This is a genomic window from Pseudomonas sp. 273 (assembly GCF_029201425.1).
Lineage (GTDB): Bacteria > Pseudomonadota > Gammaproteobacteria > Pseudomonadales > Pseudomonadaceae > Pseudomonas > Pseudomonas delhiensis.
Genome location: NZ_CP116775.1, coordinates 4,495,634 through 4,512,354, shown reverse-complemented (window position 1 = coordinate 4,512,354; position 16,721 = coordinate 4,495,634). Strand labels below are relative to the sequence as shown.

At 55.8% G+C, this 16,721-nt stretch carries 11 protein-coding genes and 1 pseudogene; 3 read left to right on the top strand and 9 right to left on the bottom strand.

The genetic code is table 11. The features are described from left to right. Positions 1-103: 103 nt before the first annotated feature. The 5 genes from PKO50_RS20465 to PKO50_RS20445 form a co-directional block, all read right to left on the bottom strand. A complete protein-coding gene (locus PKO50_RS20465) occupies positions 104-1,453 on the bottom strand; it encodes an aspartate aminotransferase family protein (RefSeq protein WP_275627085.1) in 1,350 nt (449 codons plus the stop codon). Positions 1,454-1,484: 31 nt separating this feature from the next. Continuing rightward, positions 1,485-2,489: a phosphotransferase gene (locus PKO50_RS20460; RefSeq protein ID WP_275627084.1), complete on the bottom strand. Its 1,005-nt coding sequence runs from the start codon at positions 2,487-2,489 to the stop codon at positions 1,485-1,487. 37 nt (positions 2,490-2,526) lie between these two features. Then, a complete protein-coding gene (locus PKO50_RS20455; protein WP_275627083.1) occupies positions 2,527-3,801 on the bottom strand; it encodes an amino acid permease in 1,275 nt (424 codons plus the stop codon). 363 nt (positions 3,802-4,164) lie between these two features. Next, the gene (locus PKO50_RS20450; RefSeq protein ID WP_275627082.1) at positions 4,165-5,184 is read right to left on the bottom strand and encodes a helix-turn-helix domain-containing protein; all 1,020 of its coding nucleotides are present in this window, start codon (positions 5,182-5,184) and stop codon (positions 4,165-4,167) included. A 355-nt stretch (positions 5,185-5,539) separates the two neighbouring features. Continuing rightward, positions 5,540-6,019 carry a hypothetical protein gene (locus PKO50_RS20445; protein WP_275627081.1) on the bottom strand — a complete coding sequence of 160 codons (480 nt, stop codon included), beginning with the start codon at positions 6,017-6,019 and terminating at the stop codon, positions 5,540-5,542. A 313-nt stretch (positions 6,020-6,332) separates the two neighbouring features. Between PKO50_RS20445 and PKO50_RS20440 the strand changes: the two genes are divergently transcribed. Then, on the top strand, positions 6,333-10,061 hold the full coding sequence (locus PKO50_RS20440) for a P-loop NTPase fold protein (RefSeq protein ID WP_275627080.1): 3,729 nt from the start codon (positions 6,333-6,335) through the stop codon (positions 10,059-10,061). Continuing rightward, positions 10,013-10,393: a hypothetical protein gene (locus tag PKO50_RS20435; protein ID WP_275627079.1), complete on the top strand. Its 381-nt coding sequence runs from the start codon at positions 10,013-10,015 to the stop codon at positions 10,391-10,393. The genes PKO50_RS20440 and PKO50_RS20435 overlap by 49 nt, the downstream gene beginning before the upstream one ends. A gap of 173 nt (positions 10,394-10,566) precedes the next feature. On the opposite strand, the gene PKO50_RS20430 is transcribed toward PKO50_RS20435, so the two are convergent. Together PKO50_RS20430 and PKO50_RS20425 are read right to left on the bottom strand one after the other, a co-directional pair. After that, positions 10,567-12,342, bottom strand: coding sequence for an ATP-binding protein (locus PKO50_RS20430; protein WP_275627078.1), 1,776 nt, complete (start codon positions 12,340-12,342; stop codon positions 10,567-10,569). After that, entirely contained in the window at positions 12,339-13,481 is a 1,143-nt protein-coding gene (locus PKO50_RS20425) for an SIR2 family protein (protein ID WP_275627077.1), read from the bottom strand. Before PKO50_RS20425 ends, PKO50_RS20430 begins: the two co-directional genes overlap by 4 nt. A gap of 471 nt (positions 13,482-13,952) precedes the next feature. On the opposite strand from PKO50_RS20425, the pseudogene PKO50_RS20420 reads away from it, so the two are divergent. Continuing rightward, positions 13,953-14,083: pseudogene (locus PKO50_RS20420) on the top strand (transposase); the annotation flags it as partial. A gap of 26 nt (positions 14,084-14,109) precedes the next feature. Here PKO50_RS20420 and hxsC read toward each other — a convergent pair. Beyond that, positions 14,110-15,273: a His-Xaa-Ser system radical SAM maturase HxsC gene (gene hxsC, locus PKO50_RS20415; protein WP_034076271.1), complete on the bottom strand. Its 1,164-nt coding sequence runs from the start codon at positions 15,271-15,273 to the stop codon at positions 14,110-14,112. Continuing rightward, positions 15,267-16,721 (bottom strand): His-Xaa-Ser system radical SAM maturase HxsB, encoded by a 1,455-nt coding sequence (gene hxsB / locus PKO50_RS20410; protein ID WP_034076272.1) that lies wholly within the window; start codon positions 16,719-16,721, stop codon positions 15,267-15,269. The genes hxsC and hxsB overlap by 7 nt, the downstream gene beginning before the upstream one ends.

The following is a 16,721-nucleotide window of genomic DNA, read 5'->3' as shown; positions in this document are numbered from 1 at the left end:
AAAGGGGTGGGCGAGGGAAGGGGTTGGTTGTTTTTTGGCTTCGGGTGGGGGAGGGTGTTGCTGCGATGATCAGGGCAGCCAACACCCGGAGTACTACGAAGCGTCAGCGGTCGCTCGATCGCACGGACACGCCGGACATATCGGATACCAACGCATCTCGCCTGCCCTCGGCGCTGCCAAGCGAGCCAAAGGCGAAGTCGACCGCGCAGAGCAGTTCCTCGGCGTTTTCCTGGCTGAAGACGAGAGGCGGGCGCATCTTCAGTACATTGCCGAACGGGCCGGTACGACTGACCAGGATGCCGTGCTGCCTGAGGGCGTTGACCAGTTGCCAGGTCTCCCAGGCGGCGGGTTCCCGCGTGAGCCTGTCACGCACGAGTTCCACGCCGACCCACAGGCCTTCACCGCGAATGTCGCCGATCAGCGTGTGCTGCCTGGCGAGGTCGGTGAAACCATGGCGAATGAAGTTGCCGACCGTGCGTGCGTTGTCCGGGAGCCTTTCGCCCTCGATCACGTCCAGCACCGCCGAAGCTGCGGCGGCAGCGGTCTGGGAAGCGGCGAAGGTGTTGAAGTAGAAGGCCGTGGCGCGGAAGGCGTCGAGGATTTCGCCCCTGCTCACCAGCGCGGCCACCGGGTAGCCGTTGCCCATGGGTTTTCCCAGGGTCACGATGTCGGGCGTAATGCCCATCAGGTCGTGGCCCCACAGCGTGCCTGTGCGGCCGAAGCCTGACTGAACCTCGTCGATGATGATCAGCCCGCCGGCTTTCCTGACCAGGGCGACCGCGCGCTGCAGCAGGCCCGACGGAATGTTGGGCAGGCCCTCGTTGGCGAAGATCGGGCAGAAGATCATGCCGGCAAAGCCGATACCCGCCGCCTCGAAGCTATCGATCGCGCCCTGGATTTCGGCGAGGTAGGCTTCGATGAGTGCCTCACCGGCCAAGCCGTCGAGCGGCCTGTAGGTTTCCGGGAACGGGACGCTGCGCACTTCGGTGAAATACTGCCTGTTCCGGTGCATCAGCGGCGAGACCTGATCCACCGCCGCCGTGTTGCCATGGTAGGCGTAGTTGCTGCAGATGATGCCGCGGCCCCGCCCCAGCATGCGGGCGATGCGCAGCGCCTGCTCGTTGGCTTCCGAGCCGGAACAGGTGTAGAGCACCTGGTCGAGGCCGCAGGAGAAGGTGCCAAGCAGCCGTTCCGAGTAGTCGACGATGTTCTGGCTCAGGTAGCGGCTGTGAACGTTGAGGGTCCGGTTCTGCCGGGTGATGGCCTCGGCAACGTGCGGGTGGCAATGTCCTACCACTGGAATGTTGTTGTAGCAGTCCAGGTAGCGCCTGCCGTCTGCGGCATACAAGTGAACGCCTTCACCTCTTACGAAGTGCAGCGGCTCGTCGTAGAACAGTGGGGAGGCGCCCATTGCCTTGTGGCGGCGCGCGAGAAGTTCGCGGGTTTCGCTCATTACGATCTCCAGCAATAAAAAGGCGGACGCGTCAGCGCCCGCAAAGGGCCTGGCCTGCGAGGTATTTCCTGGCAAGCTCGACAGTGCCGACCGTGTAGTCGTCGCCCATTTCCCGGGCGAGGTCCGTTCCGGGGTGCGAGCCCGCCCAGCCCATGATGATCAGCCGCCTGAACATCATCAGCGTTGGGATTTCGGCTACATCCTCTTCGCTCAAGGGTTCGACCTTTCGATAGCCCTCGACCCAGGCGGCGATGATGTTGGCGATATCGGGGTGGTTCTCGATGAAGGTTGCCGAAGAGGCGACGTCGTACAGGTACCAGCCAAAGCCGCTGTCATCGAAGTCGAGAACCTTTGCCTCGCCCTGGTCCACCAGCAGGTTCGCCAGGCGGAAGTCGGTATGAATGAGGCCGAAGCGGTCCGCGCCTTTCCCGTACTGCGCCAGGCGGCGTTGCATCAATGCCTCGGCTTGTTCGACGATCCCGAGCCCGGGCTTGTGCTTGCTGAAGCCGGCGCGCCAGTGGCCCCAGATCGGCGTATCGCCGAATGCTCCTTCGTAGTCCCAGACCTGGCGCTCGAAGAAAGCGGGGCGCTGCCATTGCCGCGAGTGGCGATGCATCCGCGCCGTGATCGCGCCCAGCTGGCGGAAGGCGTCGTAGAGGTTGTCCGGCTCCGGCTGGGTGCCTGTGATGAAGTCGAAGAGCACCACCATCCGGGCTTCCTTGAACGGCTCGGCGGCTACGTGTTGCACCAGTTCGTGATCGATGCCCGGCAGCGCGACGGGGGTTTCCACATCGGCTTCCTCGCGCAGCGCGCGCATCCAGGCCAGCTCCGAGCGGACACCGTCATGGGTGTGGTAGCCATGCCGGTGTACCCGCAGCACCCATTTGCGCTGTTCGGTCGCCACCAGAAACATGGCGTTCTCGGAGAGGCTGATCAGCCGCAGATCTGCATCCTGGGAGATGTTCCAGCGCGGTAGCGCCTCACGCGCGACTCTCGCCAGATAGTCTTTATGAAGAACTTCATTGATAGCGTTCACAGGGTGTACCTCTTTCTTGTCATGGGGGCGCGGCGGGTTACTGGCTGGCGCTCAGGCGTCCCCAGCGACGGCAGGCCGAGGTCAGAAGGAAGAGCACGACGATCGGAACCAGGATGAGCACATCCAGCTTGAAGGAGCAGGCCAGCACCGTCAGGGACAGGATGAGGGTGAGATAGGCCGTGGCGTTGCCGCCGATGGTCCGGTAGCTGCGTGGCTCCTGCGAGCGGGTGCGGCGTAGGCGCAGGAAGGCGCAGATGGTCAACAGGTAGGAGGACGTGAAGAGCAGGACCACGCCCAGCAGCACCCGCTCAGGTCCGATCAGCGACGTCGCGAAGCCCGCCACGGCCACGGCCAGGACGGCGAACACCGGTGTGCCGCGCGTATTCACCTGCGCCATGCCGGCTGGCAGGAAGCCTCCACGGGCCAGGTCATAGACTTGCCGAGACGCCGAATAGGTGATCGAGAAGAAGCTGGCGAGAAGGCCGAAAAGCGCGCCAAGCCCGATCCACATCGAGAACCCGGCGCTGTCGCCACTGGCTTTGCCAAGCGCGGCGAGCAGCGGGTCGCCCGCCTGGGCAACCGCCTCTACGCCACCGGCACCAGGCGCGGCCAGGAGCACGCTGAACGCGGTCAGCGTCAGTACCAGCAGCGCAATGACCAGGCCACGGGAAATATCCCGGCCCGGCATCCTGGTTTCTTCCGAAGCGGTGATGGCCTGCTCGACACCCACGTACAGCCAGAGCGCGAACGGCATCGCATGGATAACGCCGCCCAGGGAGAGCGAGCCCAGTTCGATGTCGAGGTTGCTTGCCTGGAAGCGGGGCATCACCCCGGCGGAAAAGCCCAGCAAGGTCGCTATGGCGATCAGGCCGACGACCAGCGTCAGCCAGAGGGCATCCCTGGCGCCACGCAGATGAAGGAGCGTCACCGCGATGAAGACGATGACCTTCAGCAGCAGCGGATCGATGGGCAGAATGGAGGCGGCATAGGCCACGATGAAGGTGGCTACCGCGCCAACGCAGGCCATCAGGGCAATGGCCATGGCGACGCTGACGAAACCGCCCAGGCGCTCGCCGAATGCCATTGCGACGTAGGTGCCCAAGCCTCCGGCGCTTGGCCAGGTGGCTGAAAGCTCCGAGACGCACTGCAACAGCCCGGCGTAGAAAACGCACATGACCGCAGTGGCAACCGCCATGTTGAGCCAACCGTAGGCCAGCCCGTAGTTCCACCCGGAAAACTGCCCGGCGACCACAATCGAAACACCGATTGCAGCGATGATGGGCCATCCGATCGTATTCTTGTGTAGTGACATCAAGAGCTCCTAAATCATCCTGCCGGTGCTCCACCTGGAGCCTCGGCAATCCTGCTGCTGCCTCTTGTTTTCCTTTCATTGGCAGCAGCCCAGTCCTCCCCGGCCGCGCAGAGGCAGTCGCCTGCTCTCCGTGCGTCTGGTCGGGCATTAGGGGCACTTGCCTGCGATGCGCAATGGCGAGTGAGCTTCCTGTTCCGGAAGCGGCTCCATCATGGAAATGGAGCGGTGCGGAGCGTTAGCAGATATCGGCAAGATTTGCGTGCCGGGGCGCGGGAGCCCTGGTTGCTCAGGACGTGTGGGGCATGCAGAGGACGAAGGCGGAAGGGGCGGCAAGGAGCGTCGCCCCTGCCTTGGGGGAGGGGATTACGAGGCGGTTCTGTGCAGGGTTTGCGAAGGCAGTTCGCCAAACATTCGCTTGTAGTCGGCGGTGAAGCTGCTGAGATGCCAGAACCCCCAGTTGCAGGCGACGTCCTGGACCTTGACCTTCGCCCCTTCGTTCTGGCGAAGCTCTCGCCGAACCTGGTTCAGGCGGATGGCCCGCAGGTACTGGACAGGGTTGGTACCCGTGATCTCCTGGAAGCACATTTGCAGGGAACGGCGGCTTACTCCGACTATGCCGCAGAGCTCTGCGATCGTTACCGGTCTGTCGGTGTTCTCGAGGACGTATTCTCTGGATTTGTCCACGACACGTTTGTGCAGAAGCGTCCGCCGGTTCTTCTCACTGCTGCTGTCCACGTTCGAGAAAAGAGAGAAGAAAGAGGTCAGCAGCGTATGGCGCAGCCCTTTGCGGACTGCGGCGTAGGCGAGCAGCTCGGGTGTGTCCTGGAGTACGTGGAACACTGAAGCCAGCAGGGTGCGCAGCTCCTCAAGCCCTGCGTTATCGCCATGCAGGCAGAGGCTTCCCCGGAGCGTGGTTTCCAGGTCGAAACCTTCAGTGGAAATCGACAGCTGCGAGACCGATTCCGCGCTCAGCGCAATGGACATGACATCGAGCGTAGGCGGGGTGCGGAAGTCCAGTTCCTGCCCGGGGCCAAGCGTTGCCGGCACGCTGGCCTCGGTGACTTGGGAGCCGAAACGCGAAGCGCCTTGTTGAGCCATGGGAATGATGAACGTGCGCGCACCTCTCCAGGCGTGCCCCATCTGGTGCACGCATTGATTCGCGCGCTCACGGATGACCTGGACGTCGTCAATCCAGCACTCGGTGATGCTCCCGCTGTAATGGCCGGGGCTCAGCTGGTCGTATACCTGGTCCCAGCCACTGATGCTGCAGGCATGGTCGTCAATGTCGGTCGTGGAATGGCTTTGCACCTGGCACGCGGCTTCTGGCTGGGAGTGCCAGTTGGAAAACAGAGCGTCGCGATCTACGCAGGGATTGTTATTCATATTGGCACCCGTAACGCTATCGAAGTCTTTGCCGGCTCTGGCGTCGTAGGCTAGCGACCCAACGTATCGTGGATGGCGCCGACGCTACTATCAAAAATTGGCAAAGTCAGCAGATTACGGATGAGATGCGTAGCGGCCAGGTGATGCGTGGCGGGTGCACTGATCGCGAGCGCCCGGCGGCCGCCCCGGGAGCTCTAGCGATCACTGACCTGGGTTGAGGCGAGGATAGAGTGGCTTCACCCTCTCGACGGTCTACTTTGTGGCCCACCTGAGTCACATCACCAGGCCAGGCGCGTGCCCGAGGCGCTGGCGGGCCTGAGTAAGCTCGATATCGCCAAAATACGAAGTGGCCTCTTCAGGCGCGAGCGATCTTCTTCTGCAGGATCGCCGACGCTTCGTTATAGGCGCTCAGGAAGGCGTTGCTTTCGATCCAGGCTATTGCCATGTCTTCGTCTTCATCGTGGAAGATCTCGCGATAGGTGACCAGCAGGCCCATTATGAAATCGGTCGTAGCCTCTTCCGGTTCCTCGGCGACCACCAACTGCAACACCGGGTATTGCAGGAACACCAGGCACATGGCGAGCAGGCTGATGTCCTCTGCGTCTCTCATGGCCTCGAACAGATCGCTGAAATACACCGAGTCGAAGCCGTTCTCCTGGATGTCCTTGAAGTCGAAGGTGCTCAGGTCGAGTTCGAAATCGTCGAACGGCTCGTTGATCAGCGGGTTGGCCAGAAGCGGATGGACGACATTGGCTTTCGGCTTGCCCATGCGGTTCTGCTTGGCCTTGGCTTTGGCCCGCTGGGCACGCTTTTTCTGTTTGTCTGAGGAGGCCATGGAGGCGAGTTCCTTGTTCGGGTAGCTATGTTCATGATCGGAAAGATCAGGCGCTTATTGTATGCGCAAACGTCCGTTTCTGGCCGACTGCAGCCGGTCACGGCTGGCAGAAAACGGCCATTAGCCGTCGGTCGAGGGCCGTCGTAGTAGCCAGTAAGTGGCTCGGCTTCTAGCTTGAAGCATTCGTCTTTTCATTTGGTTCTGTAGGCGCTTTGGGCCATCTCAATCCGCCTAGAAATCCACCCTCTACATCAAGTAGGCTCATAGCAATGGTGGCCCCGGCCATAAATCGCAGATGAATGGAGCGTGGTGTATGCAGGACGCACGTGATTCGATGCCGGCTGTGCTTGATCGGCAGATTTCCACTGAAAAGCAAGATGCCTTTGGCCATAGGCACTTTGCTCAAGCCCTGCGAAGCTTGGTCGAGTCTGAGCACCATACGCCTCCATTCAGTATCGGACTGCTGGGCGGATGGGGGACAGGCAAAAGCTCTATCAAAGAGCTATACATTCGCGGCTTAGAAGACGATGCATCGAAATCAGCGGGCGGTGAGCCTAGGATGCATCGCTTCAAGAGCATCACTTTTAATGCTTGGCGCTTCGGGGGCAAAGACCAGGACATTAAGCGTGCACTTCTTCGGCATGTATTTCTGGAACTGGGTGGAAACGAGCAGGCGCTACATGACAGGCTATTCCGAAATGTGACCCGTTCGGAGGAGCAGTGGAAAGGTTTGAAGGAATACACAAGCCAATTATGGCGCGCTTGGGCAATGCCTTTTCCGGCCTTTTTAGCTGCGATGCTGTTTCTGTTTGGCTTGATCGTAATCGGGCTAAAAATCCTGCCCTGGGATACCCCTTACGTACAGTCTGCTTTCGTTCTCGCTATCTCTGGGGCCTACAGCTATCTACTCAAGCACCTTAAGCCTTCAAAGGTCGACAGTTACAGGTCGATAACTAAGGTATCGCTGCCTAGCGCGAGCACTGAGCAGTACGAGGAGATGCTGCTTGAGCAGTTGAAGACCTTCAAACAACCAGCGGGTTTACTGAAGCGGGCAGAGGCCTGCGAGCGCCTCGTTATCTTCGTAGACGACCTGGATCGGCTTTCTGCAGAGGAAATGGTGTTAGGCCTGGATGCCGTAAGGGCATTTATGGAGATCCCACCGGAGAAGCTTCCTCTAGGTCTTGGGCTTGTTTTCGTGATTTCGTGTGATGAAGCCAAGGTTGCATACGCTCTAGCGCATGGCCGAGGAAATCCTGAGCAGCCTGGTACTGTGTTTACGCATACTGATGCGCGCCGCTATCTAGATCGAATCTTTCAGTTCCGCTTGGAGATTCCACCACCTCCTCGCAGCGATATGCGGAAGTTCGCGCTCTCCCATCTTTCATCATTCGACAAGATCGTTGCCGACTTAAAGGCACGTGGCTCAAGTCCTGAGCAAGTAATCGATCGAATGATCCATGTGGGTGTTGTTGACCCTCGGAACGCCCTTCAGATCGTGAATGCATTTGCGCAGTCGTGGTGGCTGGCTAAGCGTCGCGAAGAGGAAGGAAGCGCTGGAGATCTGCCAGGCGGATTGCACGAGCATGCTGTGACAGGACACCCGATTTCATTAGGTGCACTAAGTGCCGCGCGCGTGAGCTTCCCTGACTTCTATCGTGATCTTCAGGATGACCCACAACTACTTAGCAGACTGACTGCCATTCTTGTTAATGGTGACTCGGTGATGGAGCAACCGGTTGAGGCTCAGCCGCTGCTTCTTAAACGCTATGTTACATACGACAACGATCTGGGGACAAAAGTACGGGACGGTTGCAGGGAGTTGCGGCAGTTTCTTGCGAGCCTCGTGGGTGTTCGGTGGCCTGACTCACTACAGAGCTTACTACTGCTTTCCGAGGACCCAATCAGTCGGAGATTTGGTGCAGGCGCCAGTGCTCTGCATGGTCTGTTGATGTCTGGAGATGCAAAAGGCGTCATTGAGTTTCTATCGCCGCGGGCAGATAAAGTGGTGCTCAGTGAGGATCAAGCGCACCTACTTCACCAGATGATTAGCGACCTGCATCTTGAGACACTGAGCCGTAGGCACAACGCTTTGCGGGTCATAGCGAATCTTCTGGAGTATCTACCTGAGCGCACGCGGCGCTTGATTCTGGGGCCGCTATGCACTGAATTGGCAACATCCATCGATCTGAGATCTATGGTTGGGCTGCCCAAGATCGATCGTGTATTGGAAAGTGCCAATACTCAGGAGCAGCGCCAGATAGCGGCGGAGCTGATCGATGACCTGCTCACCACCAATCGTAAGATTGAGTTCATGCGCGAAACGATGCAGAGCCCGAACCTCAACGAGGCCAAAGATCTTGTGCTTCAGGCATCTGCAATTGTTTTGAAAGTTCGACAAAAAAGTGGCTTGCCGGCCAAGCAAGATCGAGCACTAATCGAATGGCTCAAGGTTCGTGATCTCAATGCAGGCACTACCACTTATAACTTCGGCTTTGGCCAGCTCGAAGAGTGGATAAAAAGCTATGAAGACATGCTCCTGGGCATGTTGGGTAATGACTACGCATTGCTCCTTGCTGCCGAGGTTGAGGCAGGGCGTGGTGCTGACATCGACCTTGTCGCAGCCGCGCGGCGCATTGATAGATTGTTTGCTGGCCTCGCACAGGCTGGCGAGCAGAGCCGCGCAGCACTTTGGCCTCTAGTGAAGCAGTATCTGGCGTTACCAACAGTTGAGCTGCAAGGGTGCGCACTGACCTTACTGGAGCAGTCACAGCAACTCGCCGACACGAAGCCTTTATCTGATTGCTTGATTGGCATCTCCGATATCCTAATCACTCATCCAGAACCAAAAGTGGATTACAAACGTGGTTTCCAGCTGTTGTTGAATATCGCGTCCTCACGGTTTGGTGATCTGACTGCAGAGGCAAAATCTAAACTTGGTGCCCTAGCAAGCAATTTGGCGACTGGGCCCAGTTACGAAGACGACGCTGTGGCCTTGTACGAAGGAGTCATTCTCCGAGACGACGCATTGGTATCAGACGTAGGCTCACAGTGGGTTTCAATGTTCGGAGATACCCTCACAGCGAGTTGCAGCGCAGCTCTTTACCGCTCCTTTGCTAGGTTGCCTGGGGCGGTGAAAGCAAAAATTTCAGCATACTTCGATAGCGGATTTACCTCCTCCACCCCTCCGGAAACCTTTAATGAGCTGTATTCGATGGCAGCTCAAGAAATTCCGGCGAGTTGCTGGAGCTCCGGCGAGCTCAAAACGCATTTGAACCAGGCGTTGGCTGGTCTTCATACAAAAGTCAGCAGTGCCGTGGCTACCTTGGAATCTCTATTGCCAGGACTTTCGAAGGTTTACCACTATGCAGACCCGGCCACGGTGGGGACTAGTCTGCATAACACGTTCTCCAATGCCAGTAGCTATCCCGCCCAATGCAACGTGCTGCACCAATACTTTGCAGGAACCTGGCCGACCAGCGAGGCGGTTCAGTCAGGTTACAACCCGCAAGTCATCTTCGACGCTGCAGCCCAGCTAGTAAGACAATACCCTGCGGAGGCCAAGCACGGACTGCTGCACTCGCTCGAGTCAATTCTTAGCGCTGGCCTCATAGGTGCCGAGAATGGGGCAACATTGAGTGAAGTGGCATGCATCATTTGGCACAACCACCCGGCCGAAGCAGAGAGTTTCCTCGCACGCACCACCGTAGCACTGTCAGTGGATCAGCTCGCCAAGCTGCCCGATGTTATCCATTGGAGCAAGGCGCATGAAGTGGAGTGGTTGAAAAATGCCTGGGCGAACGCTGCGAAAAATCAGAGTCCGCCAGAACGACTAGCAGCAACACTTCAAATCGTTGCGAAGGGACCAATAGGTACAAGTGAGCTTCCTGATCAAGGTCTTACATTGTGGGCGCTATCGTTAGGTGCGGGAGCCTATGAGGTGCTCAAGCAGTCGGTACTGAGTACAGAGGTTGCCGATCAAGGAAGGCGCCGTCTTTGGCGGCAACTATTGTCGCTCAGAACTGTGCAGCCCCCCAAGAGCTGATCAATCTGGCGACCCATATCCTTGTATTGCCCTCTGCGCCGGAGGCAGCCGACGCCGTCAGTGAGGATCTGAAGCAGCTGTGCTCGCTGATAACAGATCAGGACATTCGCTACCGCTCGGCAACAGCCTTACTGAACTGTCTTCCCCAATGCCCCTCAATGGCGATAAAGGCGAACCTCGCGCAGCTGGCATTTCAGCTAGGCAGCCAGGCGGTACTTCGGGATGTCGACGCTGCTAATTTGAGTCAGCAAGATCTCGAGGTTATTGAAGGTAAATTCGGAAAAGGTCGCGATCTCAGCAAACTCCAAAAGCGCTTCGGGGAAAGTAGATAGCTACTTGAGGGAGGGAGCAAGTTCAGCCTATTAGTCAACCGGCGGGGCCTATTTCTAACCGGCTGCTTTTGGCCGTTCTTTGCCCGTCGTGACCGGTAAAATGCGACCCGAAGCGGACGTTTAGAGCAGCGAAAATAAATCTGCTCCCCTTTTGGTCGGTGTTCAGGGGCTTCCTACGCGGGCGGCAATGCCCAAAGCTCTTCAAGGTCCACATCATCACTGCTGGGCCGATGCTCCTTCAGCAGCGGATCGATCTTCAAGATCATGGGTAGGTCGAATGCCGTCCCCGTGACCACGCAGCAGCCTTTAGCAAGAGTCGGAATCAGCGCCTTGGAACTGGAATCCAATGTGCTGATGGTGTTGTCCAGGAGCATAAGGTCGCGTTCGTTCACCAGCCGGTGGATGAAGAAATTGTGAATCTGCGAAACGATGGTGGGCGAGATGTCGGCTGGTCGCTGACTGGAGAGAGTCAGATAGACTCCGTACTTGCGCCCCTCTTTGATGATTTCTTCAAACAGTTCGAGCCGATAGTCCTTCCAGATCTCATGCTCACGCGTGGACTGCTCTGATAGGATGTTGTGAGCCTCGTCGATAATGATGTGAAGAGTCCTGCTTGGTGGACTCTTCAGGCTCTCTGAGTCTTTATGATTCGTGTAGAAATTCTTAGCGATGAGCAACGGCAAGATTTTCTTGATTTCGTTTTTGCACCTTTTGAGTGAAATGACATGCAAGAGATGTGGGAGCGGTGGAACATTCACGACTTCAAGAACATTGCGAAGAGCCGTGATAGATGATTTTGCTCTTGCAAGAACCGGCTGGATGTGCTCGTACTGGGCATAGCCAAAGACGACATCTGAACAGAGCTGAAGATAACACCTCAAGATGAGTTCGTTGAACTGGTCGATTCCGTCAAGCTTCACATGCTCATAAATGATGGGTTTGATGTTATTCTCAAACCCCGCACCATTTGAGTTGTAATAGGTGCCGTTGTTGTGCCTGAAGAACTTGTCTTTGTTGAAGTAGACGATGCCCTTTAAATGACCCTGCAAGGGCGCGCATTCAATAATTTTGGCAATTTCCCGGCTCAAGTCCAATGCATCTGACTTGGCCTCACCTGTGCTGAAGGCCTTCTCAAAGACTTTCGCAACATACTCCTTAAGTGGCACATCTTTGAATTTTTCTTTCCCAGACAGCACGCGACGAAGGAATGGTTGCTGGGTATTGGTTGTGGCCTGAAAGAGCAGACTGAGCGTTTCAACATCCCAAAAGTGAACAGCTTCGATCTTAAACTTGTGCTTACCCTTCTTTGAATCCAGAACAGTTATTTTCTTGTCTTTGGTAGGCAGGATCTGGCCTTCAGTATATTCACCATTGAAGTCAATTATTACAAACTGACTCTTATTCTTGAGGGCTTGGAGTTTCTCATTAAAAAGGCTTGTGTATAGTTTTGCCAGCGTGTTGGACTTTCCGCTACCCGTATTCCCAAAAATCCCAAGATGGCTGTTGAAGATGCGTGTCCACGGCAAGTTGATGGGCACATTTTCCTTGAGCATGGAACCGATGGAAAAATTGGTCTTACCCTCGGCACCATAGATTTTACCCACCATGGGCTCACTGAGCAGGGATGCCTTGTCCCTGATCATCGGCATGTACTTCACGCCCTCAAAGAATTTGTCATCCACGATGTAGCCAATGGGGCGAACATCAACTTTTCTGATGTACAGTGTTTTCTCAGCATCAGCCTCAAGCTTCTTCTCGTCCAAGTACTCACCTTCTACAAAGCAGACGATGTCTATGAATCCGCGCTGGATGGATAGATGCTCTCTGAGTGAAACACCTCTGTACTTCACGCCATCATAGAAAATGGTTTCCTGGCTGGAGTCTTCAAAGATACGAAGGGAGATTCGGACGCCGGTGACTGCAATTACTTCACCTACAACGACGCTCATAGCCCATCCTCGACTTCAACCGGATGCTCATACTTTTCGGGTTTGAGCGAAAAGATGTACTTATTAAAGTTTGTGAAGTCTAATTTCACGCCATCAGGCGGCCCAATTACCTTGACATTTTTCCAGGGCTTGAATTCCTCTCTCATTCTCTCGGCGCTGCCGTGGCTGTAGCAACAAATGAACGTTTGAAGCTGCGGATTTGACAAGGAGCGCTGGACAAGCTTCAAAATGTGTTCATCAGCAAACGAAAAGCCAAAGGTGATGAGTATGGAGTTTGGCTTCTCAAGTTCGTAGCTCAAAAGTCTGAGCATCTGATAGTAGTGTTCTTCAAATACCGTCTCGTGAAACTTCCACTTTGTGGGGTTCACGATGGGGAGCTTGTTATACTCGCGCCAGAAATTGTCCATCTGCTTGCGACTGAATGGCACAGATGGGATATAGGCGCTCAGGCCACCTTTTGTGCCAAGAAAGGTAGAGAACTTGTTGATCTTGCTAATAGCTTGCTTAGACAGTAGGTTGCTGAAGTCGTTGGCGTACTTAACTTCAATTTTGTCGCCACTCTTTGACCAGTAGACTGAGCCATGGAGATGGATGATATTGAGTTGAGGTATTCCGTAGTTGGTTCTCTCAAAGATCCCGGTCTGACACTGGAAGGTACTAAAGTTCTTGGCGTGCAAGTGTTTTCTGTGAAAACCAGATGTACCATCATTGACCACAAAATCATGTGACCCCTTCATGAGAAGGTTGTCAGCAGTGTAGGCTAGGCATCCGTCGTAATTGGTCGTGAAAATATTGATCTTTCGGTTGAGATCCTTGCGCCTATCCAGCAGTCCCAAAAGCGTCGTCAAAAATATCTCATAATTTTCAAGATTGATCTTACCCTCATTAGAAGTGATAGCGCCTGGCGTGAAAGTCTGAACTGGAAATATGCACGTATTATAATAGTGCATGAACAATGCGGTTCGCTTCTCAGGCCAATATTCAAACTTGGTAGCGAGCGTTTCAATCGTCTCTTTCTCGCCCTTGGCATTTTTTATTTCCAGTGCAAGGGTTGGAAACAAATCTGCTGAAGCGCCTGATCCAATCAATATATTAATGTTCTTGTTGTATGCATCCATTGGCTCAATTGATTCAAGCATTCTTGCTCCTTTTTATTTTCCCTAATAATAGAGGGTGGCATCCAGCATGGCTGTTCGTTCATGCCAAGGCTTTCTCTTCACTAACTCCCTTGTCTTCATCAGCACCGCAAAACGCACTATGAGAAGCAGCCTAAGGCGCGGAAGAACACAAAACAAGGCCATATGAAACTATCGCCTTTCATAGTCGACGCAAGGTTCGTGTGGCGGCAAATGGTCAGGACGAGATTCAGGATGCTCCAATAGGTAGCAGCGATTTGCAGGATCCGGCTTTAGTACAAGCGCTGTTTATGGCCGTTTTCTGTTAGTTCTCACGGTAGATTAGTGGCGGGCACAGCCGGTCATGAAAGGTAGCTAATGGCCGATTGCAGCCCTTGATGAGAGGCCACTACCGACCCAAAGCAGCGCAGTTTTCTCTTGCCTGAATACGCGAAGCGTTTCATCCAAGGCGAGCATTGAGGTCAATGCACGCAGCTGCCCGGGAACCTGGCCGGCCTGCGTATAACCCGGCCGTCCTGCTGAAGATCTATATCTACGGTTACCTCAGCCGCATCCTGTCGAGTCGCCGCCTCGAACATGAGGCACAGCTCAACATCGGGCTGACGTAGCTGAGCTTTTCATTGGGCAGGCGTCACATTAGGAACGGGGTGATCGCTCTGCTGTACCCATTGCGTACGCCAGAGGAGAAGAAGCCCCCGCATTGGGATTTGCGGGCGCAGCCGTCGCACTCTGGTACGTACTCGTTCTTCCAATCGCTGATGGACTTACGGTAATAGGGAAGCACGTCATCGTTCACCAAGCACAACTGGTGGTTATAAACGGACACGTTCATGCGATAGGCTGCCAAGATGCCTACAGCTTCACTCAGGACGTCTCGGTAGTCTGCGGGGTCAACCCACAGGGCATCCAAATTGGCGCGCGTGAAGCCAATCATTTCCAGTCCCATCAGCGTCACGTGATCGACGAACAGAAGGTTCCGCGCGATGTACTCGCACAGTTGCGGTAGGCGACTGATCGACTGCTTGTGCAGCACGATCCGAATCTCAACCTTCTGACCAAGACGCTTGAGGTTGAGGATCCCTTGAACGGTTTCCTGGAATGCTCCCGGCGCTTGAACAATGTAGTCATGCAGGTCGGGATCATCGGAGTAGAGTGGGATTCCGATCATGATGTCGGGGTGCGCAATCTCTGCGTACTGTCGAGCAAAATGCTCATCTGCGAACGTGCGTCCGTTTGAGAGCACATGGACGACTGTCCTCGGCAGATACGACTTCATCATCCGGATGAGATTGATGAATCGCCTCCCTGCCAGCGTCGGTTCTCCACCTGAAAAACCTACCTCAGGCGTTTCCCTGGGGATCAGGGGAATCAGTGCCTCGAGCTCATCGAGTATCCAGCTGTCGTCGATGTTCTTGGGAGGCTGAGAACACATCAGACAGTAGTGGTTGCACTGCTCAGTTACCAGCAGCGAGTTGTGACCGGAGTTGGCCCTGAAGAGCACTCGGATCGCCTGGCCGTCCAGGCGGATGATGTCGTTGTGGCCCAGGTAGTTGTAGTCATTGGGCAGCAAGGTGAACGAGCTCTTTCCTTCCAGCTCTCGAACGCGCCATTCAAGAGGCTCGGGGATTAGATAGTGCTGGTAGCCTTCCGGCAGCTCCTGCGAAGAGACCAGGAATGCTCTAGTCGTCCGCAGCACCATCGGCAGCTCCGGGTTGGTGCTCACCTGCAGAAGCAATGGGCGATCTTGGACTTCAACCAGTTGGATTCGACCGACTTTCCCAGCGAGTTTCAGCATGCGTTGGCCCACTGCATGAAGAGGCGGCGAGTGGATGCATCAGACTGCATCAGGCGGATAAGGTGTTTGAAGATCGTCATGTTCCGCTTGCAGAACGAGGACTCTGATTTGCGCCCCAAGACGTCTTTGAAAATGGCGTGATGGAAGACCGGCTCGGCACCGCAATAGGGCTCAAAGGCGCAGTCAGAACACATCGGCGCACTAAGCGTGAAAGACTGTTCCAAAGCGTCGAGCAGCACATCGGAGAGGATGATGTCTTCGTAGCTGTCAGTCAGGATGTTGCCCAACCGGAAGGACTGATCACCCATCTCTGCGAGCATCCGACTCTCGTCCGATGCATAGACCGAGCCGTCGTAGTTGAAGACGATCGCCGCGATGCCGGCGCCGGCGGGGTTCATCAGATCAACATAGCCCGGGTCATTGCTGGTCAGCATCTTCTTGAGGATCAACGATGCATAGTGCTCAACGAAGGGGATGCCTGCCTTGTTCAGCTCGAGGATGTACGCGAGGCCTTCCTTGTAGAATTCCAGCCAGCGCTCCGTATTGTAGGTCATGAATTTGCGGGTTTTGATCGCAAATCCATACGGAGAAAGAGCCCGAAGAAAAATGCCGTTGAACCCCAGTCGAACGTACTCATCGATGATTTCACGGACTCGAGGCAGGCTCTTGTCCGTGGTAGTCATGAGGGCGCTGACTCTGTCCACGCCGAGGACATTTCGAGCCTTGGCCAAGCCATCTTCGAAGCGTTCGAAGCTATCGCGACCGACGCGTGGGCGATTGGCGTTGTGTAGGTCTGCAGGACCATCGAGCGAGGTCGACAGGATGATGTCGTGCTCGTGGCAGAACGTGAGGACTTCGTCAGTGAGCAGTGAAAGCGTGGTGGCGATGACAAACTCAAGATCACGCTTTTCAACCAGGTTACGCCGTTTTGCGGCCTCGACCACATAGCGCACCATCTCGAAATTCAAGAGCGGCTCGCCGCCCTGGAACTCGATCTTGATCGCTGGGTTAGGAGATCGGAAAACGAAATCTAAAGCCTTGTCCGCCATCTCTGGCGTCATGTCGAAGGCTTCCCCGTCCATTTGCCGCGACACTTGGCAGTACGGGCAGCTGTGGTCACAACGCAGTGTCACAACGAAGATGTGGAGGCTAGTGAGGCCTGCCAGTCGCGAGAGGCGCGTACGCAGCTTCAGCGCCAGCAGATCCAGCGGTGCCTGCTCATCGGCGTATCGGATGAAATGCTTGGCACGCAGCGACGCATAGAGCGGATGTTCAGCGGCAAGATCTTTGGAGAGGAGCGCGCGCAACTCCTCCATCGGCACGACAAGGTGTTCGCCGGTCATGTTAGTAATGACATAGTCATCACCTTCGAGGCGGTCGAATTTGAACGGCAGCAGCTCGTACCCGTCCCGCCGGATATAAGCATCCAGTCCTTGGAATTTACTCAC

Excerpts from the sequence above, each read along its gene's own strand:
- PKO50_RS20465 (WP_275627085.1), bottom strand. The coding sequence starts at position 1,453 with ATGAGCGAAACCCGCGAACTTCTCGCGCGCCGCCACAAGGCAATGGGC.
- PKO50_RS20455 (WP_275627083.1), bottom strand. The coding sequence starts at position 3,801 with ATGTCACTACACAAGAATACGATCGGATGGCCCATCATCGCTGCAATC.
- PKO50_RS20450 (WP_275627082.1), bottom strand. The coding sequence starts at position 5,184 with ATGAATAACAATCCCTGCGTAGATCGCGACGCTCTGTTTTCCAACTGG.
- PKO50_RS20445 (WP_275627081.1), bottom strand. The coding sequence starts at position 6,019 with ATGGCCTCCTCAGACAAACAGAAAAAGCGTGCCCAGCGGGCCAAAGCC.
- PKO50_RS20440 (WP_275627080.1), top strand. The coding sequence starts at position 6,333 with ATGCAGGACGCACGTGATTCGATGCCGGCTGTGCTTGATCGGCAGATT.
- PKO50_RS20430 (WP_275627078.1), bottom strand. The coding sequence starts at position 12,342 with ATGAGCGTCGTTGTAGGTGAAGTAATTGCAGTCACCGGCGTCCGAATC.
- PKO50_RS20425 (WP_275627077.1), bottom strand. The coding sequence starts at position 13,481 with ATGCTTGAATCAATTGAGCCAATGGATGCATACAACAAGAACATTAAT.
- hxsC (WP_034076271.1), bottom strand. The coding sequence starts at position 15,273 with ATGCTGAAACTCGCTGGGAAAGTCGGTCGAATCCAACTGGTTGAAGTC.